27 protein-coding genes are annotated in these 23,807 nt (G+C 67.8%); 11 read left to right on the top strand and 16 right to left on the bottom strand.

Translation table 11 applies throughout. The features are described from left to right. Positions 1-31 precede the first annotated feature (31 nt). From B7G54_RS08065 to B7G54_RS08040, 6 genes are all read right to left on the bottom strand, one after another. Positions 32-556, bottom strand: coding sequence for a shikimate kinase (locus B7G54_RS08065; RefSeq protein ID WP_244289289.1), 525 nt, complete (start codon positions 554-556; stop codon positions 32-34). Beyond that, complete coding sequence (locus B7G54_RS08060) at positions 553-1,116, bottom strand: hypothetical protein (protein WP_165765563.1); 564 nt, start codon at positions 1,114-1,116, stop codon at positions 553-555. The genes B7G54_RS08065 and B7G54_RS08060 overlap by 4 nt, the downstream gene beginning before the upstream one ends. A gap of 107 nt (positions 1,117-1,223) precedes the next feature. Continuing rightward, positions 1,224-2,363: a prephenate dehydratase gene (gene pheA, locus B7G54_RS08055; protein ID WP_085038609.1), complete on the bottom strand. Its 1,140-nt coding sequence runs from the start codon at positions 2,361-2,363 to the stop codon at positions 1,224-1,226. Further along, on the bottom strand, positions 2,360-3,379 hold the full coding sequence (locus tag B7G54_RS08050; protein WP_085038608.1) for an NAD(P)H-dependent flavin oxidoreductase: 1,020 nt from the start codon (positions 3,377-3,379) through the stop codon (positions 2,360-2,362). Before B7G54_RS08050 ends, pheA begins: the two co-directional genes overlap by 4 nt. Before the next feature lie 17 nt (positions 3,380-3,396). Next, a complete protein-coding gene (locus B7G54_RS08045) occupies positions 3,397-3,801 on the bottom strand; it encodes a thioesterase family protein (RefSeq protein WP_085038607.1) in 405 nt (134 codons plus the stop codon). Between the two features lie 35 nt (positions 3,802-3,836). Next, complete coding sequence (locus B7G54_RS08040) at positions 3,837-4,985, bottom strand: acyl-CoA dehydrogenase family protein (RefSeq protein ID WP_085038606.1); 1,149 nt, start codon at positions 4,983-4,985, stop codon at positions 3,837-3,839. A gap of 301 nt (positions 4,986-5,286) precedes the next feature. Here B7G54_RS08040 and B7G54_RS38990 point away from each other — a divergent pair, with 301 nt between their 5' ends. The 4 genes from B7G54_RS38990 (at position 5,287) to B7G54_RS08025 (ending at position 9,119) form a co-directional block, all read left to right on the top strand. Continuing rightward, positions 5,287-5,664 (top strand): hypothetical protein, encoded by a 378-nt coding sequence (locus B7G54_RS38990; RefSeq protein ID WP_165765562.1) that lies wholly within the window; start codon positions 5,287-5,289, stop codon positions 5,662-5,664. A gap of 91 nt (positions 5,665-5,755) precedes the next feature. Then, positions 5,756-7,045, top strand: a complete 1,290-nt coding sequence (locus B7G54_RS08035; RefSeq protein WP_085038605.1) for an NAD(P)/FAD-dependent oxidoreductase — start codon at positions 5,756-5,758, stop codon at positions 7,043-7,045. A 17-nt stretch (positions 7,046-7,062) separates the two neighbouring features. Then, positions 7,063-7,620: a helix-turn-helix domain-containing protein gene (locus tag B7G54_RS08030; RefSeq protein WP_021163465.1), complete on the top strand. Its 558-nt coding sequence runs from the start codon at positions 7,063-7,065 to the stop codon at positions 7,618-7,620. Positions 7,621-7,772: 152 nt separating this feature from the next. After that, positions 7,773-9,119 (top strand): glutamine synthetase family protein, encoded by a 1,347-nt coding sequence (locus tag B7G54_RS08025; RefSeq protein ID WP_085038604.1) that lies wholly within the window; start codon positions 7,773-7,775, stop codon positions 9,117-9,119. Between the two features lie 71 nt (positions 9,120-9,190). Here B7G54_RS08025 and B7G54_RS08020 read toward each other — a convergent pair whose 3' ends face one another. Continuing rightward, the gene (locus B7G54_RS08020) at positions 9,191-10,657 is read right to left on the bottom strand and encodes an FAD-dependent oxidoreductase (RefSeq protein WP_244289288.1); all 1,467 of its coding nucleotides are present in this window, start codon (positions 10,655-10,657) and stop codon (positions 9,191-9,193) included. Here B7G54_RS08020 and B7G54_RS08015 point away from each other — a divergent pair. Continuing rightward, the gene (locus B7G54_RS08015) at positions 10,541-11,461 is read left to right on the top strand and encodes a LysR family transcriptional regulator (RefSeq protein ID WP_085038846.1); all 921 of its coding nucleotides are present in this window, start codon (positions 10,541-10,543) and stop codon (positions 11,459-11,461) included. The two genes, B7G54_RS08020 and B7G54_RS08015, sit on opposite strands and share 117 nt — an antisense overlap. Here the strand turns inward: B7G54_RS08015 and B7G54_RS08010 are convergent. The 6 genes from B7G54_RS08010 to B7G54_RS07985 form a co-directional block, all read right to left on the bottom strand. After that, positions 11,456-11,995, bottom strand: a complete 540-nt coding sequence (locus B7G54_RS08010) for a GNAT family N-acetyltransferase (protein ID WP_085038602.1) — start codon at positions 11,993-11,995, stop codon at positions 11,456-11,458. The genes B7G54_RS08015 and B7G54_RS08010 overlap by 6 nt on opposite strands. Positions 11,996-12,045: 50 nt before the next feature. Further along, on the bottom strand, positions 12,046-12,624 hold the full coding sequence (locus B7G54_RS08005; RefSeq protein WP_085038601.1) for a hypothetical protein: 579 nt from the start codon (positions 12,622-12,624) through the stop codon (positions 12,046-12,048). A 93-nt stretch (positions 12,625-12,717) separates the two neighbouring features. Continuing rightward, positions 12,718-13,107, bottom strand: coding sequence for a lysozyme inhibitor LprI family protein (locus tag B7G54_RS08000; protein ID WP_085038600.1), 390 nt, complete (start codon positions 13,105-13,107; stop codon positions 12,718-12,720). Between the two features lie 54 nt (positions 13,108-13,161). Next, on the bottom strand, positions 13,162-13,926 hold the full coding sequence (locus B7G54_RS07995) for an N-acetylmuramoyl-L-alanine amidase family protein (protein WP_085038599.1): 765 nt from the start codon (positions 13,924-13,926) through the stop codon (positions 13,162-13,164). Between the two features lie 124 nt (positions 13,927-14,050). Beyond that, the gene (locus tag B7G54_RS07990) at positions 14,051-15,670 is read right to left on the bottom strand and encodes an NAD(P)-binding protein (protein ID WP_085038598.1); all 1,620 of its coding nucleotides are present in this window, start codon (positions 15,668-15,670) and stop codon (positions 14,051-14,053) included. Next, the gene (locus tag B7G54_RS07985; protein ID WP_085038597.1) at positions 15,670-17,184 is read right to left on the bottom strand and encodes a polyamine aminopropyltransferase; all 1,515 of its coding nucleotides are present in this window, start codon (positions 17,182-17,184) and stop codon (positions 15,670-15,672) included. The genes B7G54_RS07990 and B7G54_RS07985 overlap by 1 nt, the downstream gene beginning before the upstream one ends. Positions 17,185-17,305: 121 nt before the next feature. Between B7G54_RS07985 and B7G54_RS07980 the strand changes: the two genes are divergently transcribed. From B7G54_RS07980 to B7G54_RS07960, 6 genes are read left to right on the top strand one after another with little or no spacing between them, the layout of a single operon-like run. Continuing rightward, entirely contained in the window at positions 17,306-17,692 is a 387-nt protein-coding gene (locus tag B7G54_RS07980; protein WP_085038596.1) for a DUF350 domain-containing protein, read from the top strand. Positions 17,693-17,719: 27 nt separating this feature from the next. After that, a complete protein-coding gene (locus tag B7G54_RS07975; protein WP_085038595.1) occupies positions 17,720-18,763 on the top strand; it encodes an SPFH domain-containing protein in 1,044 nt (347 codons plus the stop codon). Positions 18,764-18,772: 9 nt separating this feature from the next. Then, on the top strand, positions 18,773-20,290 hold the full coding sequence (locus tag B7G54_RS07970) for a DUF4178 domain-containing protein (protein ID WP_085038594.1): 1,518 nt from the start codon (positions 18,773-18,775) through the stop codon (positions 20,288-20,290). Then, positions 20,287-20,436, top strand: a complete 150-nt coding sequence (locus B7G54_RS38985) for a hypothetical protein (protein ID WP_160257521.1) — start codon at positions 20,287-20,289, stop codon at positions 20,434-20,436. Before B7G54_RS07970 ends, B7G54_RS38985 begins: the two co-directional genes overlap by 4 nt. Continuing rightward, positions 20,433-20,816: an adenosylmethionine decarboxylase gene (gene speD / locus B7G54_RS07965; RefSeq protein WP_085038593.1), complete on the top strand. Its 384-nt coding sequence runs from the start codon at positions 20,433-20,435 to the stop codon at positions 20,814-20,816. The genes B7G54_RS38985 and speD overlap by 4 nt, the downstream gene beginning before the upstream one ends. Continuing rightward, a complete protein-coding gene (locus B7G54_RS07960) occupies positions 20,813-21,229 on the top strand; it encodes a hypothetical protein (protein WP_244289287.1) in 417 nt (138 codons plus the stop codon). The genes speD and B7G54_RS07960 overlap by 4 nt, the downstream gene beginning before the upstream one ends. Positions 21,230-21,305: 76 nt before the next feature. Here B7G54_RS07960 and B7G54_RS07955 read toward each other — a convergent pair whose 3' ends face one another. From B7G54_RS07955 to B7G54_RS07945, 3 genes are all read right to left on the bottom strand, one after another. Next, positions 21,306-22,094: a lysozyme inhibitor LprI family protein gene (locus B7G54_RS07955; RefSeq protein WP_085038591.1), complete on the bottom strand. Its 789-nt coding sequence runs from the start codon at positions 22,092-22,094 to the stop codon at positions 21,306-21,308. A gap of 121 nt (positions 22,095-22,215) precedes the next feature. Continuing rightward, on the bottom strand, positions 22,216-23,103 hold the full coding sequence (locus B7G54_RS07950) for a DUF4261 domain-containing protein (protein WP_085038590.1): 888 nt from the start codon (positions 23,101-23,103) through the stop codon (positions 22,216-22,218). Between the two features lie 214 nt (positions 23,104-23,317). After that, positions 23,318-23,770: a type II toxin-antitoxin system RatA family toxin gene (locus B7G54_RS07945; protein ID WP_085038589.1), complete on the bottom strand. Its 453-nt coding sequence runs from the start codon at positions 23,768-23,770 to the stop codon at positions 23,318-23,320. Positions 23,771-23,807: the final 37 nt, after the last annotated feature.

Here is a 23,807-nt window from a genome sequence, read left to right as displayed (position 1 = left end):
GCAGCTGAAAGGGGGCAGATCGGGGGGCGGGTTACGCCATCGCAAGCGCGTCGAGCGCTGCCGCGAGCGTTTGTGCGACGGACTGGCCTGATGTGTCGATGCGGCAGTGCGCGCATGCGCGGTACAGCGATTCGCGCGCGTCGTGCAGCGCGGCGAGCGCCGCGCGCGGGTCGGCGACGTTCAGCAGCGGGCGGGACGCGTCGTCGCGCGTGCGGCGCCACAGGGTGTCGAGATCGCTCGCGAGATGGATCACGAAACAGCGCTGGCCGAGCCGGGCGCGTGTATCGTCGCGCAGCACCGCGCCGCCGCCGGTCGCGAGCACGAGCGCTGGCCCGCGCGTCAGCGCGTCGATGACGTCGGCTTCACGCGCGCGGAAGTCGCCCGCATGGAATTGCGCCGCGACGGGGGCACCGAAGCGGCGTTCGAGTTCGCGGTCGGCGTCGACGAACGGCAACCCGAGCGCGCCGGCCAGTGCGCAGCCGAGGGTCGTCTTGCCGGCGCCGGGCATCCCGACGAGCGCGATGCGCGTCGGGCCGGCCTGCGAGCGCGGGCTCACAGGCGGCTCCGCAGCGACGGGGCGCGACGTGTCACGGCAGCGATCCGCTGCATCCGGACGAAGTTGGCGAGCGGATCCAGTGCATCGGTGATGAAGGTGTGAGGCGCGCCAGGGGCGGTGTCCAGCGCAATGCCGGCGATGACGAGCGTGCCGTCGTACAGGGCGTCGGCGAGCGCGCCGATCCGGGCGCCAAGCGCCGGCGACGCAGCGCCGAGATCGGCGACGACGCGGCGCGAGCGCGGCCAGTCGACCGGCTCGGCCTGGCGTGCCGGCCAGCGCGCCAGCAGGCCGCCGGGCAGCGGTGCTGCGGGCCGTGCCGCTGCCGATTCGAGCACCCGCCAGGTCAGCGGCGCTGCGGGCAGGCAGGCGCGCCAGCGGCCGTAGGCGGTTGCCGCGGTGTCGCCGATCGCTACCGCCGGAAGCTGGAGACGCGCGCAGCGCCGCAGCAGGCACGTGGTGTCGGCGGCGTCCGGCATGCCGCGCACGAACGGCAGCAATTCCAGTTCGTCGTCGTATTCGGCGCGCAGCGCGCGCAGCCATCGTCCGGCGGCGAGCGGCAAGCATCCCGCCGACGCGATGCCGCACAGCACGAGCAGGCGATCGTCGCGACCGTCGCGAATCGCGAGCAGCCGGGCGGCGACGCGGGACGAAGCGGGGACCGTCGTCATCACGCGGCCATACCGTCGGCGTGCGCGTCCGTGCCGCTTGCGGCACGCGGATAGGCGCCGAGGACGCGCAGTTCGGCAGCGGCGAGCGCGATCTCGTCGAGCGCCGCGCGCACGTTCGGATCGAGCGGGTGCCCGCCGAAATCGATGCAGTACCGATACGCATGGCCCGCCGCCCGTGCCGGACGCACGTCGACCCACAGCAGCGGTGCGCGGTGGTGGGCGAGCGCATCGAATACGCGCGCGAGCGCGTCGGGCGCATCGGTCGGCCGCAGCACGATGCTCGTGCGGTCGTGGCCGGTCGGGACGGGCATCTGGCCGCCGACGATCACGAAGCGCGTGCGGTTGTCCGGGTGGTCCTGGATCGCGCGGGATACGATTCGCAGTCCGTAAAGTGCGGCCGCCGGTTCGCCGGCGATCGCCGCGCAGTCATACAGGTGCGCGGCCTCGCGCGCGGCCACCGCGTTGCTGGAAACGGGGATGCGGCGCAGGCCGGGCGCATGCGTGTCGAGCCATGCGCGGCATTGCGCGAGTGCCTGCGGATGGCCGATCACGCTGTCGACGCCGGCGAGCGATCCGCTGGCGCTCAGCAGGCAGTGCGCGACCGGCAGCTCGATCTCGCCCGTGACGGGTGCCGCTTGCGCGATCAGCAGGTCGAGCGTGCGGGTCACGCTGCCTTCGGAGGAATTCTCGACCGGCACGACCGCGCATTCCGCGTCGCCGCGCGCGAGCGCTTCGAAGACTGCGTCGATCGTTTCATGTGCCTGCCCGCGGGCGAACTCGCCGAAGTGCCGCAGCATCGCGGCTTCGGTATAGGTGCCCGACGGGCCGAGGAACGCGACGCACGGCAGCGATTGCGCGTCGCGGCTCGCGCGGAACAGCGTTTGCCAGATGGCCTTCAGGTCACGGTCGCGCAGCCCCCACGGCGCGCGCGTGGCCAGCTCGGCGACGATCGACGCTTCGCGGGCGGGCTGCTGCACCGCGAGCCCCGCATGCCGCTTGAGATGACCAATCTCGGTTGCGTGCACGATGCGCTGGCCGATCAGCGCGAGAAGTTCGTCGTCGATCACGTCGATCTGAGCGCGGCGGCGTGCGATCGCATCGTCGACGGACGACGGGGCGGCAAGTTCGGACGGCGTCATGGCGTTTCGATCCGTGAAGTCGAGGAAACGGCCGGCCGGTGTGCTGCGACGTGCGCGGCCGCACCCGGCTGCACGCGCGCGACGGCGCGCTCGTATTCGGCCGCGAGCCGTTCGACGATCTCGGCGACGCTGAGTACCGCGTCCATTGCGCCGACGCCCTGGCCGGCCCCCCAGATGTCGCGCCACTGCTTCGCGCCGCCTTCCGGCGAGAAATCGAGCTGCGCGCCGTCGACCCGCGCGAGCCGGCGCGCGTCGAGCCCGGCCGCCTCGATGCTCTGGCGCAGGTAGTTGCCGTGGACGCCGGTGAACGCGTCGGTATAGACGATGTCCGCGGCGCTGGCTTCGACGATCGTGTCCTTGTATCGCTGCACCACGTTTGCTTCGTGCGATGCCAGGAAGCGCGTGCCGATGTACGCGAAGTCGGCGCCGAGCGCGCGTGCGGCGGCGATCGCGTCGCCCGTCGCGATCGCGCCGGACAGTGCGATGAAGCCGTCGTAGAAGCGCCGTACTTCCGTGACCAGCGCGAACGGCGACAGCGTGCCGGCGTGGCCGCCCGCACCCGCCGCGACGAGAACGAGGCCGTCGACGCCGGCTTCCAGCGCCTTCTGCGCATGCCGCACCGTCGTGACGTCGTGCAGCACGATTCCGCCGTACGCGTGGATCGCGTCGACGATGTCGCGCGACGGTGCGCGCAGGCTCGTGATCATCAGCGGCACACGCCGCTCGATGCAGATGCGCAGGTCCTGTTCGACGCGCGGATTCGACGGATGGCAGATGTGGTTGACCGCATACGGGCCGACCGGCGCATCGGGATGGGCGTCCCGGTACGCACGCAGCGTGCCGTCGATCGTGTCGATCCAGTCGCCGAGTTGCGCGCTGAGCCGCGCGTTGAGCGCCGGAAATGCGCCGACGATCCCGCTCCTGCACTGGGCGAGCACCATCTCGGGATAGCTCGCGATCAGCATCGGAGACGCAATCACCGGCAGCCGGAGACCTTGCAGCGGAAGCGGAATCATGGTCGGGCTCCGGCTCGTTAGCGCGCGAGCGCCGCGCTGTCGCGCCGCTCGTCCAGGCGGCGATGGAAGCCGTCGCGGCTGACCGCGCAGCGCGTATGCACGCCTTCGCCGACCACGCCCACCGCGTCGCGCACCTCGACCCGGTACGTCATCATGCGGCCGTCGACCTCGATCAGTTCCGCATCGATCGTCACGTCCCATTCCGGCGGCGTCGGTGCGAGATGCTTGATCTCGAAGTTGTAGCCGACCGTCATCTGCCCGTCCGGCAGCAGATGGTCGGTCGCCTGCATGCAGGTCTGCTCGATGAAGATGATCATGATCGGGCTCGCGAGCGCATGCGCTTCGCCTCCCCATTGATCGGCGAGCGAAATCGTGTCGACGCGGTGGGTGGCGCGGGCGCGCAGGCCAGTCTGGATAGTCAAGAGAAACTCCTGAAGGGGTGGTGAAAGATGAGCGATCACGCCGCGCGCGCCGTGGCGGCCGCGCGTCGTTGCATCTGGCTGAAGATGTTGCGGTAATGCATTTCCTCGGTGCCGCCGGCCGAGCCCATTGCGAGCGCGTCGGCGACGAAGGTGGCGAGCGGGCCGTGCCGGTAGCCGTCGCTGCCGTGAATCGCAAGCAGGTGCAGCGCAGCCTGCGCGAGATCGCGCGCACCCGCGAGCTTCGCGATCGAACAGTTCGCGAGTGCTTCGGGACGCTGCTCGACGAGCAGGTCGAGCGCGGCGCGCGCCGTCCAGCGGGTACGTTCGATGCCGACCTGGACATCGACCAGCCGGCGCTGCACGTGCTGATGGGTGTCCAGTGCGATGCCGAGCGTCTTGCGGGTGCCGACGTGGGCGAGCGCGTCGGCGAGGAACGGCTGGGTGACGTTCGCGCACAGCAGGCCGAACAGCGCGCGATTCATCGACGCGATGTCCATCAGCAGGCGCAGTCCGTCGCCGGGCGCGCCGAGCAACTCGTCGGCCTCGACGCGCACGCCGGACAACGCGAGGTCTCCGATCGGCAGGTCCGTGACGCCGAGCGTTGCCTGCGGCGCACTGCGCTGCACGCCTGCGCGTTCGGGATCGATCAGCACCAGCGCGGTAGCCGGCTTGCCGTCGCCGGTCAGGGTCGCAACGATCATCATCAGGCGCGCTTCGGGCGCGTGGCTGATGTTGTACTTGTGGCCGTCGAGCCGGTAGTGGTCGCCGTCGCGCACGAGGCTGGTTTCGAGCGCGCGCACTTCGGTGCCGGTGCCTTTCTCCGAGATCGCCGTGGCGCCGATGGCGCCGGACAGCAGCGGTGGCAGATGCCGTGCGCGCTGCGCGTCGGAACCGTATGCGACGATCGCGCGAATCAGCGTCGCCTGGTTGGCGAGCGCCATCGCGAAGCCGACGGAGCGCAGCGCCGCGGCGATCGCCTCGAACGCGTCGATGAAGTCGCGCCACGTGCCTCCCGCACCGCCGAGTTCGCGCGGTACCGGCAGGCGCCACAGTCCCGCCTCGGACAATGCATCCCATGCATCGCGATGGAATGCGCCGGAAGGGGCGGATCGCGCGTGGCGTTCGGCGATGTCGCGGAACGTGGCGGTCGTCGTGTGCTGTGCTTCGCTGGCAGTGAGCGTCATGTCGGGGAGCGAGACTTTGCATGGATCGTGTCGCCAATCTAATGAAAAGCCCCCGGCCGAGAAACTGTCAGTTATTGCACTCCGGCGCGGCGCGCATCAGTGGATGATCCGGGTGAACTGAGCGAGGTGAAGAACGGTGGAGCACGCATGTCGAGCGAGGCCGTGACGCCGGCCGCACGCAGCGTTGCGAAGGATCGCTGCGAGAGCCGGAGCGCTTCGGCTCGGGGGGAACGATGGCGCGCCGGCCGATGAAGGCGCTGCCGCGTGCCGATCGTGACGGCGAGACGGCGCCGGGTTGTCGATGCATTTATTCAACCGGGTTGCATCGATGGAGTTCGCACTACAGATTATTTTGAAAAAGATGCGATTCGAACTCGGCCGGTTATCGCGAGTGGACGGTGATCGGCATTCCAGTCGCGCACAAGGGCGGCCACCGGACCGGTGGCGCTTCGAAGGCCCGCACGGAGCGAATGCGGTGACGAACATTCAGTCGTGGGGGAGCCAGGGTGTCGTGAGCGGCAATACGTTCGAGCCGGATGCCGGGACGCCCGTGCCGTTGTTGTCGACAGGTCGTACTGCTGCCGGGCGCACTTGCGTCGCATCGGGGCGCTCGGCGATGAAATTCGGAACGGAAATGGTCATACGATTCGGGCTGCCCGATCTTGCTGTCCTGTCCTGACGATCGGGGAAAACATTTCCAGCTTGCTCCCGTGAAATTGCCGTGCTAATTTTTCATGAAATTTCTCGGCGTAAATTTCACGGGAGCCCGCATGTTCGTGCAGTCCGACCGTCACGTCGCAAGCTACTACGCCGGCACCTACCCGGCGCCGATCCCGCATCGTCCGGAACTGGACGAACGTATCGACGCCGACGTGCTCGTCGTCGGCGCCGGTTTCAGCGGGCTGCATACGGCGTTGCGCCTTGCGCTTGCCGGCAAGCGCGTCGTCGTGCTCGAGGCGAGCCGCGTCGCGTGGGCCGCGTCGGGCCGCAACGGCGGGCAGGCGCTGCTCGGCTGGTCGTGCGACATGCAGCCGCTCGAGGATTCGCTGGGCCGCGACGGCGCGCGCCTGCTGTGGGACAGCATGCGCTGGGCCGCGGCCGAGGTGCGCGAACTGCCCGCGCGGCACGGTTTCGACATCGACTACCGGCCCGGCAGCCTGTGGGCGGCGGTGCGGCCGCGGCGCGTCGCGATGCTCGCGCAGGCCCGCGACGAAGCGGCCGAGCGCTGGGGCTACGATCGGCTGCGCGTGATCGGCCGCGACGAGATGCCCGAATGGATCGGCGGCACGCGTTACCTTGCGGCGCTGCACGATCCCGAGGCCGGCCACCTGAACCCGCTGAAGCTCGCACTCGGCCTTGCGCAGACGATCGAGCGCACGGGTGGCCGCATCTTCGAGCAGAGCCGCGTGCTCGACTGCCGCGAGACGGCCGGCGGCCACATTGCCCGCACGGCGCGCGGCGAAGTGCGTGCGGACGTGCTCGTGCTGGCCTGCAACGCGTATGTCGACCGGCTCGATCGCGACCTCGCGCGCCGGTTGCTGCCGGTCGGCACATACCAGGTCGCGACCGCGCCGCTCGCGCCCGACGTTGCCCGTTCGCTGCTGCCGCAGAACAGTTGCGTGATCGACAACCAGTTCGTGCCCGACTATTTCCGCCTGAGCCCCGACAACCGGCTGCTGTTCGGCGGCGGTTGCACGTATCTCGGCGGCATTCCGGCCGATATCGCGGCGGCCACGCGCCCGCACCTCGAGCGCGTGTTTCCGCAACTGGCCGGCGTGCCGCTCGATTACGCGTGGGGCGGCCATATCGACATCAGCATGCGCCGCACGCCGGACATCGGCCGCCACGGCCAGCGCTTCTGGCTGCAGGGTTTCTCGGGGCACGGCGTGCTGCCGACGCTCGCGGGTGCGCGCGCGGTGGCCGATGCCGTGCTCGGCGACGAACGCCTGCTCGCGCAGTACCAGCGCATCCGCAACCCGCGCTTCCCCGGCGGCGACCGGCTCGCCGCGCCGCTGGAAGCGATCGGCAAGGCCTGGTACCGTCTGCGCGATACCGTTTGACTGCACCGGAACCCAACATGAACGAACAGGAAGAGATAGAAAGCCTGGCGATCCTGATCCGCGACCTGCGCAAGCATCGCAAGGTCACGCTCAACGATCTCGCGGAACGGATCGGCCGCTCGGTCGGCTTTCTGTCGCAGGTCGAGCGCGGGCTGTCGCGCCCGACGGTTGCGGATCTCACCGCGATCGGCGAGGCGCTCGGCGTGCCGACCACTTATTTCTACAGCCTGAGCAAGCCGCGCAGCGTGCCGTGGGTCACGCGGCCCGACGAGCGGCGCACCGTGTATTACGCGGCCGGCATTACCGACATCCTCGTGTCGCCGAACATGCGCTCGCGCTTCTCGATCCTCGAAAGCCATCTCGCGCCCGGCGCGAGCAGCGGCGAGCGGCCCGTCGACGACAGCGACGAGCAGGGCGGCTTCGTGCTCGAAGGAGAACTGACGATCTGGATCGATGGCGACGATACACCCGTCACGCTCGGCCCGAACGACGCATTCCAGCTTCCCGCGCACAAGCGCTTTCGCTATGCCAACCTGACCGACGCGCCGACGCGCGTGATCTGGGTATTCACCTGAGTTGTCGGCGGGGCGGGCGGTGTTGCAGGCCGCCGCACTACGAAGCCTGTTTGCAGTACTGATTTAAATGCGGTTCTCGTCGTTCAGTGTGCCGCATGAATCCGGTTCGCCGCATTGCGGCACCGCCATACAAGACATGGAAAGGATGAGACATGGCTGACGTCGTTCCCGCGCTGGTCGGTGAAGTCCGCGCATTCCGGCAGGCGCACCCCGAGATCCGTTATGTCGACCTGATCTGCCTCGACCTGCCCGGGCATTTCTACGGCAAGCGCTACCCGATCGATGCGCTCGAAAAGGTGGCGGCCGGTTCGCTGCTGAAGCTGCCGCAGAACTGCATCCTGCTCGGCACGCAGGGCGGGCTCTACAAGATCGGCGACTACTGTTTCAACGACGGCGACCCGGACGCCGTGCGCCGGCTGATTCCCGGCACGCTGAAGCCGGTGACCTGGGAGAAGCAGCCGCTCGGCCAGATGCTGATCACGACGGACGGCACCGATGCGCCGGTCGAGTTCGAGCCGCGCGAGGTGCTCGCGCGCGTGCTGAAGCGGCTCGCGCGGCGCGGTATCCGGCCGGTCGTCGCGTTCGAGCTCGAGTTCTACCTGTTCGACGCGCAGCTCGAAGAGGGGATGCCGAAGTATCCGCGCGACCGCCTGTCCGATGATCGCGACGATCAGCCGAACATGCATATCGAGCGGCTGTCGCGCTTCTCCGACGTGCTGCACGAGATGGTCGACGTCGCGTGCGTGCAGGGGATCGACGCGACCGTGATCACCGCCGAGCTCGGGCCGGGCCAGTTCGAGATCAACTTCGGCCATTGCGACGACGGGCTGCGCGCGGCCGACTGGTCGGCGATGTTCTGCCGCAGCACGCGCGGCGTCGCGTTGCAGCACGGCTATCGCGCGAGCTTCATGGGCAAGCCGTACCTGCATGCGCCGGGCAGCGGGATGCACGTGCACGTGAGCCTCTACGACGAAGCAGGGCGCAACCTGCTCGCGGCGCACGGGCAGCGGCCGCTGCGGCACGCGGTGGCCGGATGCCTCGCGCTGCTGCCGCACTGCATGCCCGTGTTCGCGCCGAATCACAACGCGTTCCGGCGTTACGGATCGATGGTGAACGCGGCGAGCCGCGCGAGCTGGGGCTTCGAGGATCGCGACGCGTGCATCCGGATTCCCGAGTCGGATGCACGCAACCTGCGGATCGAGCACCGGCTCGCGAGTGCGGACGCGAACCCGTACCTCGTGCTCGCGGCGATTCTCTCCGGGATGGAGCACGGGCTCGATGCGAAGCTCGAGCCGATTGCGCCGCTCAACGAGGATCGCGGCAGCGGGATCGATTTCCCGAAGGAGATGCTGTCGGCCGTGGCCGAGATGCAGGATCATGCAGCCGTGCGCGAAGGGCTCGGCAGCGAGTTCGTGATGGTGTATTGCGAGAACAAGCGGCAGGAGGAGCTGGATTTTCGCAATGAGATTGGCGCACGGGAGTATCGGTGGTTTCTGTAGGACACACCGGGGCCGGGATTTCCGCCTGACGATGCCACCTGATTGCCAGTCGTTGACCGGCAATCAGGTTCCTATTGGCCGCGGGCCCGCATCATCGGCAGCCCCGCCCCCCACGCGCTGGCGAGCGCTTCGATCTCGGCGATCGGATCGGCCTGTCGGGCAGCTTCGTGCGTGTCGTTGCCGAATAGCCGGTGAGCGAACTCGCGTGCGCGCAGCGTGATCGCCGCGGTTTTCCGGGTACGTCGCAGCGTGAACGACGCGAGCGCTGCGTCGAGGTCGCTGCGGTCGCCCTTCCCATGCCCGTCGAGACAGCGGGCGAGATGCCACGCGTCCTCGAGTGCCTGGCAAGCACCCTGCCCGGAGGTGGGGAGCGGCGCGTGCGCGGCATCGCCGATCAGCAGCACATTGCCGCGGTGCCATACATCGACGGGATCGAGATCGTGCACGCGGACCTTCGCGATGGTGCCCGGCGGTGTTGCGCGCATCACGTCCGCGATGCGCGCGGGCCACCCGTCGAATAGCCGCTCCAGCAGCGGGCCGGGATCATCCGGCGCCGCCTCGTCGTCGTTGCGGTCGTGATCGTCGATTGCGGCTTCGGCACGGGCCGCCGCCCAGTACATGCGATGCCGATCCAGCGCGACGATGCCGAAGCGCTCGCGCGGGCCCCAGTAGTCGAATATCGACACTTCGTCGACGAGCGGTACATCGCTCCGGGCCACGCCGATCCAATTGACGAATCCCTGATACACGGGTGTGGCGTCGCCAACCACATGGCGTCGTGCGACGGAGTTCATGCGGCCGTCCGCGCCGATCACGAGATCCGGGGCGATCGCCGTGCCGTTGTCGAAGTGAACGACGGCCCGGCCGTCGGGGCCGGCGTCGATGGCTGTCGCGCAGTGGCCGAAGCAGACGTCGATGTCGTGCGCAGCGATGTGCCGTGCCAGTACGGCCTGCAGGTCGCGCCGCAGTATCGAGCGCGTCGGGAAACCCATGTGGCGGTCGAGTTCGCCGATATCGACGCGCTTGAACGGGGTGCCGTGCCGGTCCATGCACCGCATCGCGCGCAGGTGGCCGCTGACTTCGACGATGTCCGGCAGGAGGCCGAGTTGCTCGAGCACGAAGCCGGCATTCGGCCAGAGCACGACGCCGGCGCCCATCGTCGTCTCGGACGGCCTGCGTTCGTAGAGCCGTATCCGGTGCCCCTGCCCGGCAAGCGCAAGCGCGGTGCTCATGCCGGCCACGCCGGCGCCGAGAATGGCGATATCCATGGTGATGCTCCCGTAGGTTTTTGCGCGTGGTCGTGTCGGCGCGGGTTCGTGCGCCGGCGGCCATGCCTTGACTGGATCCGCATCGTAAATTACGGTCTCGAACGGGATAAGCCGTGAAAAACGGTGAGCTTTGATACCTGAAACGGGATAATGATGCGCAGCAAGCTGGACCTGAACGCGGTGCGCGTGTTCGTGTCGGTCGTCGATGAAGGCAGCTTTGCCGGCGCCGCGCGCGTGCTTTCGATACCCGGTTCCAACGTGAGCCGCCATGTGGCACAACTGGAGTCGAGGCTCGGCGTGCGTCTGCTGGAGCGCAGCACGCGGCACCTGCGCATGACGGAGGCCGGGCGCCTGCTGCACGAACGCGCGAAGCCGATGCTCGATGCACTGACGCTTGCCGAGTTCGAACTGACTTCGCAGCAAACGGAGTTGCGCGGCGTGCTGAAGCTCTGCGTGCCCGGCGAAATTGGGCCGCGCATGCTCGGGCCGATCGTCGCGGAATTCGCCAGCCGCCATCCGCGGGTCGAAATCGATTGCGATACGAGCCTCGCGGGCGTATCGACGTTACGCGACGATATCGACCTGTCGATCATCGTCAATCGCGGGAAGCTGGACGACAGCACGTTCGTCGTCAGGCCGCTCGTGAGCTTGCCGAGCGTCGTCGTGGCCGCGCCGTCGCTGATCGAACGAGCGGGCATGCCGACCCGGACGGCGCAGCTCAGGCAGTTGCCGTGCATCACGACGCTGAGCACGCTGAAGGGGCAGCCGTGGCAGTTCGCCGACGGCGACGGGCGGATCCACAAGATTCCGGTCGCGAGCCGATATCGCGTCAACAGCGGCGAGATGGCGGGGCTGGCGGCGGTGAACGGGATCGGCTTTGCGATTCTCGTCGAACGCGGGTGCGCGGGGGAACTGGCCGCCGGGCGGCTGGTGCGCGTGCCGCTGGAGATGGAGCCGGCGCCGCTGGAACTGCTGGCCGCCTACTCGAGCCGCAATTCGGTCAACGCGAAGATCCGCGAGTTGCTGCAGTTGATGCAGGCGCGTCTGGCCGTAGCGGCGGCGATGCCGTCATGACGATTGTTTCGGCAATGCGCGCCAGTAGCGCACTTCGTCGATTGGCGCACCGTCGATCTCGAACGTCTTGATGTCGTCTTCGGCGACGAAGCCCTCGCGTTCGTAGAACGCCCGTGCGCGATGGTTTTTCACCAGCACCCAGAGCGACACCCACCTGAGGCCCGAGTCATGCAGCGCACGACAGGCATGGTCGACGAGCGCCGCGCCGACGCCTTGCCCGCAATGCGATGGATGCAGATAGATCGCTTCGATTTCACCCCAGGTGCGATCCTTGTCGGTGTCGCGCGTCGGACCGTAAGCGATCCAGCCTGTCGGGCCGCTTTCCGCGCATGCGAGCGCGACACGCGGCCGTCCGGCGTCGAGCGCATGGCGCCACGAAGCGGTGCGCTTTTCGACCGACAGGCCGGCGAGGAACGGGGCCGGCATGATGCCCGGGTAGGTGGCCTGCCACGATGCGACGTGGATGGCGGCGATGGCAGGGGCATCGGCGGGCGTGGCAGCGCGGATGTCGACCTTCATCGTGTTCGGTGTCATGTGTACTCCGCCTGATCGGTTGCCGTGGGCAGCATCGTCGTGAGAGAAATTCAATTCGCCGGATCCAGGCTGACGTCGATCGTAAAACGGTAGTTGATATCCACCTGAGATGCATCGCCCGGTGCGTCGGTTTTCTTCAGCACGAATTCGAACGCAGGCTCGAACCAGGCGTTGCGGGGGACTTCGCCACCGAGGATCTCGACCTCATACCAGCCGTTGTCGATTTCAATCACGGGCCTGCCCGGTTCGCGGTAACGCGCGAGCAGTGCATTGACCGTTGCGTCGTTGAAGCGTTCGAGAATCCGCCACGTGTAGAGCATGACCGAACGATGTTCGACGCGCAGCACGTACCCGCCGCGCCGATGCTGCAGGCGGCTTCCCGTTTTCAGCAATTCGGGCGTTGCGTCATCCAGTGTGAAGATGACCGTGTACGGATGGTTCTCGATGCCGGCCACCGGAATGACGACGCCTTCCAGCACGGCGCGGTCGCCGCTGTCGTTCGTCGTGAACGCCGTCGCGACGTCCTCCGATAGCCCGTGCCGTTCCTGGAAGCGTTTCAGCAGCAGGAGATCGCCGACGAGAAAATAGTCGACCAGATCGTTGAGGACTTCAGAGAATTCATGTCGCATCGCCGCTCCTCTCGCGGTGCCGAAGCGCAGGGATCGCAAGGGCATGAAGCGCCGCGCCGCGAAACGCTTCGCGGCGCGGCACGCGCGAAGCCCTTAATCGCCGAGCTTCGACGTCACGCAACCCGTGCTCGTGCATTCGCGTTCACGCTCGCGCAGGAACGACAGCCGCGATTGCGTCATGTCGGTCGCGCACTGGAGATCCACGAGGTAGCCGTTGTTGCGCGTCTCGCTGCACTGTGCATCGCGTTGCTTCAGCCACGCGAGCTGGCCGGCCTTCAGCGTCGCCTGCTGGTCGCTGCTCAGTTGCTTGCGCAGGCGGCCGTACTCGTCGTTGAGGTCGCGGTCGGTCTGCGAGAACTGGGTGCTGCTGCAGTACACCTGGTCGAACGCGCTGTGCGGCTTCGCACAGCCGGCTGCGTGCGCGGCGAACGGAGCGGCAAGCGCGAGCAGTGCGCAGGATACGAGCAGATTCTTCATTTTCATGGTGATGCTCCTGACTGGGTGAAAACCGTTGGGCCCGACGGGCGTTATCGTCGTTTATTGCGGCACCGTGCACGCGTCGATCCCGCCCGCGATCGCAGTGGACAGCTTCTGGATCGTCTCGCGACGCGCCAGCCGTGCTTCCTCGTCCGGGTTGACGATCACGCCGGCCTCGACGAGCACGGCCGGAATCGGCGCGGTGCGCAGCACGACGAGATCGTCGAAGCGGTGGATGCCGAGTGGCGGGTCGATCAGCGGGCGGTTCTCGCCGCGGATCGGCTGTGCGTGATACAGCGACGGCCGCTCGCCGGCCGCGACCAGCCGCTCGGCGATTGCTTTCGCGCAACGCAGGCTTTCCGCGTAGTGCGGATTGCGTTCCGACACGAACACCGAGAAGCCGCGGAATTCGCGCTGCCGGCCCGCGTCGATGAACTGCTGCTGCATCGAGTCGTGATGGATCGACACGAACAGGTTCGCGTCGGGCGCCTGCGTCGAACGCTGGTCGAGTGTGATCTCGCGGCCATCGGCCGACGTGCGCAGCACGCGGTCGCCATGCGCGACGAGTTTCTCGGCGACCGCGGCGGACAGATCGAGGTTGTACAGGTATTCGACACGGCCGCTCGCGCCGGTGGAGCCCGGGTGCGCCGGCGTATGGCCGGTGTCGACGACGATGTAGCGCCCGGCGGCGGATGCGGTGCCGGTGGTGGCTGCGGTGTCGGCCGCATGCAGCGCCAGCGGCGCGCCGAGCAGCGGGGTGCACGCGAGCGCGCGCGCGGCAGCGCGCACGAACGGGCGAAGGCGTCGGATGGTTCTGTTCTTCATTGTTGTTGTCGAGGAGGGCATACGGCGCGTCGAACGACGCGGCACCGTCGGCCTGCTCAATGCAGTCGGAATGTCGCGCGATTATAGCGGGTGGTGGTGGCGCCGCAATGACGGATGACGGTCGTCAGGCCAGGACGCGCCGCGCGGCGAGCACGCCCCAGTACGACGCTTCCTCGAACAGCGACAGCCCGGACAGGTCCGCATGCGCGAACACGACGGGGCCGTCGGCATCGCGCAGGGCGAGCAGCCCCGGCCGGCTCAGGAAGCCGACGTCGGGCGTCGCCATTGCGTGACCGCGCACGGTGATTTCGAGCGCCGTCGCGTGTTTCCACAGATTGCGGCCGTAGACGGCCTGCAGGTCGATCGCCGCCTGTTCGCGCAACGCGTCGGGCCTGGCCTGCGCGAGCCAGCGGCGCGTGTCGTCCGGGGCTTGCGTGCTCAACGCCTGGTACGCGGAGAACACCGAGCGCGTCGGCGGCGACATGCGGATCAGCTGGTGTGTCGACACGACATAGCCGAGCCCCGCGCCGTTGTAGACGACGTTGTCCCACGCGAGCGGTACGCCCGCTTTTTCGGCCGGCATCCCGTCGAGCAGGAAGTTGGACACGAGCCACGGCGCGCGCGGCGGCAGGTCGCGCGCGGGGTCGAAGCCATACGCGGAAAGCTGCGGAAACACGCACGCCGCGACGAACAGCGGCATCGCGCACACAACGCGACGCGCCTTCAGCGTGAACGTCGACAGCGTGCCGTCGTCGCTCATGCGCGCGCACAGCACGTCGACGCCGCCCGCCCGTTCGGTCGCACGTACCGCGAAGCCGTCGCGCGACCATGCATTCGAGCCGGTGCGCGCGGTGATCGAATCGCTCAGCTTCGTCACCATCGTGTGAAGCCCGTCGGGCCAGGTCAGCACCGCGCCGTCGCTCGCATCGCCCGCGTGGCCGCCGCGCGACGAGAAATAGTGCAGGCCGGCCCACGCGGACACGCGCTCGTACCCCGCGCCGTAGTCGTCGCGGCAGCAGTAGTTCAGGTACCAGTGCAGCGCTTTCGCGGTGTAGCCCTCGTCGAGCAGCCACTGACGGAACGAGCTTCGGTCCAGCGCGCGCCAGCGCGGGTCGCGCGACGATTCGGCGATCGGGATGCAGAACACCTTGCGGCCATCGGCGCCGCGGGCGGTGCGCAGCCCGTCCGTGTACGCGAAGAAGCGTGCCTGTTGTGCGAGTTCGTCGGCGCCGAGGCCGGCCGTCGGCACGATACCGTCCTGCCACTGCCCGGCGATGAAGAGGCGTTCGTCGGGCGCATGCACGAGCGCACGCTCGTCGTACACCGGGCGCGCGGAGAACGGCGCCGATTCGATCACGCCGAGATCGGCGAGCATGTCGCGCAGATGCGTGGATTCGAGCGACGGCAGCGGCAGGTAGTGCGCGCCTTTCGGATAGCCGAGATCGCCGAAGCGGCCGCCGGCCGCGTTGCCGCCCAATTCGGGGCCCGCGAGCATCGTGAAGCGCTTGTGGCCCGCGCGTGCGAGCTGCCATGCGCACGACAGCCCGGCAGCACCCGCGCCGAGGATCGCGACGTCGGTCTCGATCGCGCCGGAAGGCGGCGGCAGCGTCGTATGGTCGCGCAGCGCATGGCCTTCGCGCATGCCGGGGTAGCCGACATGCGGCGTCGTCTCGATCCAGCCGGTGCGCCCGCAGGCGGCGAGCGACGCGGCCGCCGACGCGACGAGGAACGTGCGGCGATCCATCAGCGCAACACGTGTTTCCAGTCGTCGTCGAAACGGCGCACGAGCGGCTGGTCGTTGAGTTCGTTCGGCGACATCGGCAGCGCCGGCATGTCGGCCGGGAAGTGGAACATCTCGACGGCCGTCTGCGCGTCGAGCCAGCGCATGGGCACCGAGTAGTGCGTCGGCACCGTGAAGTCGCGGCGCTTGCCGGCGATCACGAAGCCCCAGTCGCCGAACGACGGCACGTAGCAGTGGTACGGCCACGTGCTGAGCCCCGCTTCGTGCAGCGTCGCGATGATGGTCCAGTACGCGTGCGGCGCGAAGTACGGCGACGTCGACTGGATCACCGCATAGCCGTTCTCCGACAGGTGGCGCGCGAGCAGCCGGAACACGGGCACCGAATACAGCCGGCCGAGCCCGAAGTTGGTCGGGTCGGGGAAGTCGACGACGATCGCGTCGTACACGTCGGCGTTCGATTCGAGCCAGCGCACCGCGTCGTCGTTGATCACGTGCACGCGGGGATCCTCGAGCGCGCCCTGGTTCAGCTTGACGAGCGGTGCGGACGTCGAGAACAGCTTCGTCATCGCGGGATCGAGATCGACGAGCGTGATTTGTTCGAGGTTGCGGTGCTTCAGTAGTTCGCGCACCGCGAGGCCGTCGCCGCCGCCGAGCACGAGCACGCGCTTCGCCCACGGCAGCGCCTCGACGGTCGGGTGGACCAGCGCCTCGTGATAGCGATGCTCGTCGCGGGACGAGAACTGCAGGTTGCCGTTCAGGTACAGCCGCAGGTCGTCGTGCCACTGCGTGAGCACGATGCGCTGGTACGGCGTGGTTTCCGAATAGATCGTTTCGTCGCCGTATACGCCGTGCTCGGCCCAGTGCGTGATGCGGTCCGACAGCGCGAAGCCTGCAACGAGCAGCCCGATCACGAGCGACGCGCGCATCAGCTTGCCGCGCACGTTGCGAATCTCGTCGCGGAACAGGTGCGTCGTCCACAGCGCGACGAACGCGTTCAGGAGCCCGAACAGGAAGCTGGTGCGCAGCAGGCCGAGACGCGGTGCGAGCACGAGCGGGAAGATCAGCGACACGGCGAGCGAGCCGAGATAGTCGAAGGTCAGCACTTCGCTGACGGTATGGCGGAACGCCTGGCGCCGCTGCTGGAACGCGCGCATCACGAGCGGGATCTCCATCCCGATCAGCAGGCCGAGCGCCAGCACGAGTGCATAGAGCGCGGCGCGGAACGGCGCGGCGAGCCATGCGAACACCGCGAACAGCAGCGCGGCCGAGATGCCGCCGAGCAGGCCGACGAGCAGCTCGATGTCGACGAAGCGGTCGAGCACGTCGTCGTCCTCGACGAACTTCGCGAGCCATGAGCCGATCCCCATTGCGAACAGGTAGCAGCCGATCACCGACGAGAACTGCAGGATCGAATCGCCGAGCAGGTAGCTGGACAGCGCGCTGCTGATCAGTTCGTAGCCGAGCCCGCACGACGCGAGCACGAGAATCGACAGGACGAGCGCGCGCTTATGCAGCATGGTGCGTCCGTTGTGCAGCGGTCGGCAATGTGGATATACTGGCGCGGAATTTTGTGGGGTGGCCATCCGTCTGCTGGCCCTGCATGGGCCGGCGAACCGAGCACGAAATCCGAGGGAAAGAATGAATAGTGCCTATCTCTATGCGGTTCATTTACTGTCGGCGTTCGTGCTGCTTCTTGTGTTCGCGGCAGTGTACCTGAAGGTCACGCCGTTCGACGAGCTGGCGCTGATCCGCGACGGCAACGCAGCCGCGACGCTGTCGTTCGGCGGCGCGCTGATCGGCTTCTGCCTGACGCTCGCGTCCAGCATCGCGCACAACTCGACGCTCGGCGAAGTCGTGATCTGGGCCGTCGGCGCGATGGCCGTGCAACTGATCGCCTATGCGGTGCTGACCCGCCTGATGCCCGGCATGAATCATGCGATCGAGGATCGCAACGTCGCGATGGGCGGCCTGATGGGCACCGCGTCGCTCGTCGTCGGCATCATCAATGCCGCCTGCCTGACCTGACGCGCCACGCGTTTCGAGGAGACCGACATGAGTCTGGGATCGTTTATCCGCAAGCAGTTCATCGACGTCCTGCAATGGACGGAAGACACCGACGGCGTGCTGGCCTGGCGCTATCCGATGGAAGACCAGGAAATCCAGTACGGCGGCAAGCTGACCGTGCGCGAAACGCAGGTCGCGATCTTCGTCAACGAAGGCAAGGTCGCCGACGTCTTCCAGCCGGGGCTGTACACGCTGGAGACGAACACGCTGCCGGTGCTCACGTACCTGAAGAACTGGGACAAGTTCTTTCAATCGCCTTTCAAGTCGGACGTCTATTTTTTCAGTACGCGGCTGCAGCTCGGCCGCCGCTGGGGTACCGCGCAGCCGGTGACGATCCGCGATCGCGAATTCGGCTTCGTGCAGGTGCGCGCGTTCGGCATCTACTCGTACCGGATCGTCGACGCGGGCGCGTTCCATCGCGAAGTCAGCGGCACGCGCGCGCAGTACACGGTCGACGATCTCGAACAGCAACTGCGTAACCTGGTCGTCACCGCGATGAGCACGACGTTCGGCTCGGCCGACGTGCCGTTTGTCGACATGGCCGCGAACCAGTCGCTGCTGTCGCAGCGCGTCGCCGAGGCGCTGGTGCCGGTGTTCACCCGCTATGGCCTCGCGCTCGACGCGTTCGCGGTTGAAAGCGTGTCGCTGCCGGCGGAATTGCAGAAGGCGCTCGACCTGCGGATCGGCGCGGGGATGGCCGGCGATCTCGCGCGCGCCACGCAATACCAGACCGCGCAGGCGATTCCGCTCGCCGCACAGAACCCGGGCGGTATCGCGGGCGTCGGCGCGGGGCTCGCCGCGGGCGCGGTGATCGGGCAGGCAATGGCCGGCCAGATGGCGGGCGCTGCGCAACCGGCGCCGCCCGCGCCCGTCGCGGCACCGGCCGCCGCGGCGCAGCCTGCCGCACCGGCGGAAGGCACCGATTACGTGCAGCGGCTCGAACAGTTGAAGGCGCTGTTCGACAAGGGCCTCGTGACCGAAGATGAATATTCGCGCGCGAAGGCTGAAATTCTCGCGAAGCTCACCCGGTAAGCGTCGCGCATGTTCAGTACCTCGTGCCCCCAGTGCGGCGCGCCGGTCGAGTTCCGCTCGGCGGCGGCCGTGATGGCCGTCTGCGCGTTCTGCCGCAGCACGCTGCTCAGGCGCGGGTCCGACGTCGAACGTATCGGCGAACTGGCCACGGTGCTCGACGATGCGTCGCCGATCCAGATCGGCACGGCCGGGCGCTACGACAAGCGTACGTTCACGGTGCTCGGCCGCATCCAGATGACCTACGACGCCGGCGCGTGGAGCGAGTGGTACGTCGTGTTCGACGACGGCACGTTCGGCTGGCTGTCGGATGCGTCGGGCCAGTATGCGATCACGGTGCGTGAGCCCGACGACGCGTCCGGCGGCGCGTGGCCTGCGTTCGGCACGCTGGAGCCGGGCATGCGGATCGACCACGGCGGCCGCGCGTTTCTCGTGTCGGACGTGCGCACCGCGCGCTGCACGGGCGGCGACGGCGAGCTGCCGTTTCGCGTCGATGCCGGCTGGGAGGCGCGCGTCGTCGACCTGCGCACCGGCAACGCGTTCGCGACCTACGACTATTCCGACGCCGATTCGAATGACGGGAGCCCGGCCGTCTATACGGGCGAAGCGCTGGCATTCGATGCGCTCGCGTTCACCGGCCTGCGCGATACCGAAAACGATACGCGCGAGAAGCGTGGTGCCGAGATGGTGCCGTTCGCGTGCCCGAGCTGCGGCGCGCCGCTGTCGTATGCGCCGAACGTTGCCGACTACGTCGTGTGCGGCAGTTGCCACGCGGGCGTGCAGTGCACGGCCGAGCAGCAGACCGTGTTCGCCGCGCAGCGCAAGCTCGACGCGGTGAAGGGGGCGCTGGAACTCGGGGCGGTCGGCACGTTCGATGGCGTGAAGTACACGGTGATCGGCATGATGCGTTGCCGCGTGCCGGGCGACGAACAGACGTGGGATGAATACCTGCTGCTGAACCCGAAGCGCGGCTTCCTGTGGCTCGTGCAAAGTGAAGGGCGCTGGGAGCGCGTGCAGGTGCTCGACCAATGGCCGACGATCGGCAGCGAGTCCGACGTGACCGACGGCGGCAAGACCTACCGCCTGCGCGAGGAATACGACTCGGAGGTTGTCTACGTGGTCGGTGCGTTCAATTGGCGCGTGCAGGTCGGGGATCGCACGTCGATCATCGACTACGGCTGGCAGAAGGACAAGCTGACGCGCGAGCGCAGCGACGCGGAGATCGTCTGGTCGCGCGCGCGGCCGCTGTCGGGCAGCACGCTCGCCGAACGCTTCGGCACGCCGGCGCTCGCGACGGCCGCGGCTGCCGCGGCAACGGGTGCCACTGCGTCGACGGGCCTGTTCGGCCGGAAAGGCCCGCACAGTTTCGCACCGCTGCCGCTCGTGTTCAGCGCGCTGCTCGTGATCCTGAACATGGGCTCGCTGTTCTCGTTCAGCGGCCGCTCCTTCTACCTGCTGATTGGCCTGCTGGTGCTGTGGCTGCCTGAATGGCTGTGGAAGCGCTTTGCATCGGACGGGGGCAACGCGTGATCCGGTACGTCCTCTACGGCATCTACGGCCTGATTGTCGTCACGCTGTTCAGTTGCGCATCGATCGGCGGCAGCGGTTCGGGCGGCAGCGGCTGGGGCAGTTCGTCGGCCCGCAGCGGCTATTCGTCGTACGGGTCGCACAAATGACCGCACGCGACGGGATCGCGCCACCGCGCGCGACGCTCGGCTCGCATGTGCTGGCGGACCTCGCCGGTATCGATGCGGCGTTGCTGCGCGACGCCGCGCGGCTCGAGTCGATCCTCACCGACGCGGCGCAACGCGCAGGTGCACGCGTGATCGGCGCGCATTTCCATCATTTCGGCGGCGAGCATGGCGTGACGGGCGTCGTGCTGCTCGCCGAATCGCACATCACGATCCACACGTGGCCCGAGCATCGCTTCGCGGCTGTCGACGCGTTCATGTGCGGCGCGGCGCGTGCGGCCGATGCGGTCGATGCGATTGCCGTCGCGCTCGGCACGCAGGCGCAAGTCCGGCAGCAGGTTGCGCGCGGCGGTGCGGCGACGTGAGCGCGCGTTTCACTTCCTTTACCGATATGCGTAACGGAATCCGGTTCGCCGCGATGCTTGGCGCGGTGCTGCTCACCGGCAACGCTGCCGCGGATATGCCGCCGAAGCCGCCCGGTCCGGTTGTGATGGTTCACTTCGATTACGACGAGAAGGACAAGGCGCGCCTTCACGCGCTGGAGCAACGGCTGGATCGCGCGGTGAAACGGGCAGGGGCCGGCGAACTGGGCGAGACCGAACTGCATCGCGACGGCAACGACGGTTACTTGTACTTTTATGGTACGAGCGCCGACCGCCTGTACGCGATCGCGAGGCCGATCCTGAAATCGTCAGGATGGCTGACCGGTACGGAGGTCACGCTGCGCCGCGATGCGGGTGCGGAAACGTTTATGTTGCGCGGGAACGGTGCGCGTTAGTGCGTCGCCATCGCGCCCTGTGACGGCGCCGGCCCGTCGATGCCTGCCCGGGCGGACGCGCGTCGTGCGATGCCCGCTAGCGCTCGAACCGGAACGACGACACGCTGTGCAGCGTCGCGTCGTCAGTGCCGACGATACCCTGCGTGTTCGCAACGGCCGCGCGCTTGCCGTTGCTCAGCACGGCCCAGTAGCATTCGCCGGCCGCCGAGTGGAAGCCGGTTTCCGGATCGCTGATGCCGCACGTGATCGTCGCTTGCATGCCGCGCCAGCCGGGGCCGGAGAGGCGCTCTACTTCCTGTGCGATGCCTGGGCCGTATGACGTCACCCACTTGCCGTCGTCCTGCTTCACGAATCCCGCTTCCTTCTCCGCGACGGGCTCCAGCGCGCCGTCGACGATCTCGAACGCGATGAAGTAGTTGCTGTAGGTCATGTTGCGGCCGACGATCGCAATGCAGCTGTCGCCGCCGATTTCGGGGCACGGCTTCTTGATCTGGCGATTCGCGAGGTATTCGAACGAGATGCCGAGCGCCGGATCGCGATAGGTTTTCCAGCCCGCGTGCTTGACCTGCTTCAACGCCGCAGTACGGTCGCGGTAGGCCGCAGCGACACACGCCGCGTCGCCGCACATATCGCGCTGCTTGAGCCATGTGCGTTGTGACTGGATAACCGCTTGCTGGTCGGCGGCGATGCCGACTGCATCGTAGTAGGCGCTCGACAATGTGCTGTCGGCCGACACGAGCGCCTTGTCGCTGCAAATCAGGCGATCGGTGCGCGTCTTCGCGCGCGAGCAGTCGATGCTGTCGGCATGGGCCGACAACGAGAGGCCGATGGCGGCCAGCGTGAGACCAAGGCGGATGCCGAACACGGATCGCTCCAGATGGGGTTCGTGCGGCGGCTGTCACGCCGCCGTCAGGTGATGCAGCTGCGCACGTGGTTCGCGAAGCGTTGAACCCGTGCGCCGTGCTGCAAGATACGACGAGGTGAAATCAGCGATTGATCTGGTCCGCCGAGATCAGCTCGGCCACCAGCACCTGCGACGGCCCCTGCAGGTAGTACTCGTGCTCGAGCGGTTCGCGCAGCTTCATGAACGTTTCCGCGCCGATCTGCATCGTTTCGCCCGCATGCATGCGCGCGCCGCTTTCCAGCAGGTAATGCATCACGTTGTTGAAGATGCCCGAATAGCGTTCGCCCTCGTGATGGCCTTCGGCGAGCGCGGCGAAATCGGGCAGGCCGAACACGTCGGCGCCATAGGTGCGCATCCACACGCCGTCGACGCCTTCGACTTCGTATTTCACGAAGCCGCAGAAGAACAGGTTCAGCGGGATATCCCGCAGCACGTCGAGGCTTTCCTCGCCGAGTTCCTTCGCGTTGAAGACGCCGGCCGGCAGCGACGTGTGCGCGTGCTCGTTCAGCACTGCGAGGCCGTTCTGTTCGGCGAGCGCGCCGGCGACCGCCGCCAGCGCGACATACTGGTCGAGCGGATTCGTTTCGTGTCCGGCGTAGTAGAGGATCACGTGGCTGCGGCTCGCGCGCACCTGCTGCTTCAGGTCCTGCCCATAGTGCGCTGGCGCGACGCACGCTTCCAGCGCCTCGGACGGATAGGGCGCATCGAAGCCGACCAGGCGGACGACGTGGTTGCCCCAGCCGGCGAGCCCGAACACCTGCTCCAGCGTCGGCTCGGTTTCGACGCGCGCCTGCTTCATGCTCGGGTGGTACGCGCGCAGCGCGGCCGTCAGCGCGGCGATATCGACCTGCAGCGGGCCGTCGAAGACGACCGTCACGCTCAGCGGATTCTCGACGTCGGATGCCGCGACCAGTGCGACGGGGTTTTCGGGTTCTTCCTTGCGGCCAAAGAATCGGGATATCAGGCTCATCGGATTATGTTCGTGTCGAAGCCGTTTCAGGGAGGAGTACCCCGTTCTCTCGGTCGGGGCTCGCCGTCAGAGTGACGGCCGCCCGTAGTTTCCCCGGGTTCGGCGAATCTGGCAAATGCGCGGCGAAGGCCCGACGGCGCGGCAATGGCGCGTTCGAACACATTCGTGAGGAGGCGGCGTGGATGCGCCGGATCGTGCGGCCCGTGGTCGCCGGTCAGCGCGGCAGCGCTTCGGCTTCGGCCCAGCGCTTGAACGAATCGAGACGCCGGCGCGTCTGCACGAGATAGAACGCGCCGATCAGCGGTTCGAGCAGCCAGCGCAGCCAGGCCGGCTGAGCACGGAAGTTGTACGTGAATTTCACCTCGGTCGTGCCGGGCGTGTGCTCGGTGAAGTTCCAGCTGCCGCTGAAGCGCTCGAGCACTTTCGGCCCGTCGACCATTTCGACGGCCGCGACCTGCGGCGGACGGTACGAGATGTAGCGCGACACCATCGTCGCGCCCGACTGGCTGCGGCAGAACGCGTCGGCGCCGACGTCGGCCGCCATGCCGTCGAGCAGATAGGCGTCGGTGAGGAAGCTGTCCCACACGAGCCGCCGCGCGTAGTCCTGCGACCACGTGAAGAGGCGCCGGCGGTCGACGCCGACGGTCCGGCTGACTGAAATCCTCATGATGGTGGGCGCAACGGCCGGATTGGGATGAAATCGA

This window comes from Burkholderia puraquae (assembly GCF_002099195.1).
Classification (GTDB): domain Bacteria; phylum Pseudomonadota; class Gammaproteobacteria; order Burkholderiales; family Burkholderiaceae; genus Burkholderia; species Burkholderia puraquae.
The sequence above is the reverse complement of the archived record's forward strand: the minus strand, read 5'-3'. Positions and strand labels throughout refer to the sequence as shown.

Excerpts from the sequence above, each read along its gene's own strand:
- pheA (WP_085038609.1), bottom strand. The coding sequence starts at position 2,363 with ATGACGCCGTCCGAACTTGCCGCCCCGTCGTCCGTCGACGATGCGATC.
- B7G54_RS08050 (WP_085038608.1), bottom strand. The coding sequence starts at position 3,379 with ATGATTCCGCTTCCGCTGCAAGGTCTCCGGCTGCCGGTGATTGCGTCT.
- B7G54_RS08040 (WP_085038606.1), bottom strand. The coding sequence starts at position 4,985 with ATGACGCTCACTGCCAGCGAAGCACAGCACACGACGACCGCCACGTTC.
- B7G54_RS38990 (WP_165765562.1), top strand. The coding sequence starts at position 5,287 with ATGCATTTATTCAACCGGGTTGCATCGATGGAGTTCGCACTACAGATT.
- B7G54_RS08035 (WP_085038605.1), top strand. The coding sequence starts at position 5,756 with ATGTTCGTGCAGTCCGACCGTCACGTCGCAAGCTACTACGCCGGCACC.
- B7G54_RS08030 (WP_021163465.1), top strand. The coding sequence starts at position 7,063 with ATGAACGAACAGGAAGAGATAGAAAGCCTGGCGATCCTGATCCGCGAC.
- B7G54_RS08025 (WP_085038604.1), top strand. The coding sequence starts at position 7,773 with ATGGCTGACGTCGTTCCCGCGCTGGTCGGTGAAGTCCGCGCATTCCGG.
- B7G54_RS08015 (WP_085038846.1), top strand. The coding sequence starts at position 10,541 with ATGCGCAGCAAGCTGGACCTGAACGCGGTGCGCGTGTTCGTGTCGGTC.
- B7G54_RS08020 (WP_244289288.1), bottom strand. The coding sequence starts at position 10,657 with ATGGCGGCTCACGTTGGAACCGGGTATCGAAAGCACGCGCGCGGCGCC.
- B7G54_RS08010 (WP_085038602.1), bottom strand. The coding sequence starts at position 11,995 with ATGACACCGAACACGATGAAGGTCGACATCCGCGCTGCCACGCCCGCC.
- B7G54_RS08005 (WP_085038601.1), bottom strand. The coding sequence starts at position 12,624 with ATGCGACATGAATTCTCTGAAGTCCTCAACGATCTGGTCGACTATTTT.
- B7G54_RS08000 (WP_085038600.1), bottom strand. The coding sequence starts at position 13,107 with ATGAAAATGAAGAATCTGCTCGTATCCTGCGCACTGCTCGCGCTTGCC.
- B7G54_RS07995 (WP_085038599.1), bottom strand. The coding sequence starts at position 13,926 with ATGAAGAACAGAACCATCCGACGCCTTCGCCCGTTCGTGCGCGCTGCC.
- B7G54_RS07990 (WP_085038598.1), bottom strand. The coding sequence starts at position 15,670 with ATGGATCGCCGCACGTTCCTCGTCGCGTCGGCGGCCGCGTCGCTCGCC.
- B7G54_RS07985 (WP_085038597.1), bottom strand. The coding sequence starts at position 17,184 with ATGCTGCATAAGCGCGCGCTCGTCCTGTCGATTCTCGTGCTCGCGTCG.
- B7G54_RS07980 (WP_085038596.1), top strand. The coding sequence starts at position 17,306 with ATGAATAGTGCCTATCTCTATGCGGTTCATTTACTGTCGGCGTTCGTG.
- B7G54_RS07975 (WP_085038595.1), top strand. The coding sequence starts at position 17,720 with ATGAGTCTGGGATCGTTTATCCGCAAGCAGTTCATCGACGTCCTGCAA.
- B7G54_RS07970 (WP_085038594.1), top strand. The coding sequence starts at position 18,773 with ATGTTCAGTACCTCGTGCCCCCAGTGCGGCGCGCCGGTCGAGTTCCGC.
- speD (WP_085038593.1), top strand. The coding sequence starts at position 20,433 with ATGACCGCACGCGACGGGATCGCGCCACCGCGCGCGACGCTCGGCTCG.
- B7G54_RS07950 (WP_085038590.1), bottom strand. The coding sequence starts at position 23,103 with ATGAGCCTGATATCCCGATTCTTTGGCCGCAAGGAAGAACCCGAAAAC.
- B7G54_RS07945 (WP_085038589.1), bottom strand. The coding sequence starts at position 23,770 with ATGAGGATTTCAGTCAGCCGGACCGTCGGCGTCGACCGCCGGCGCCTC.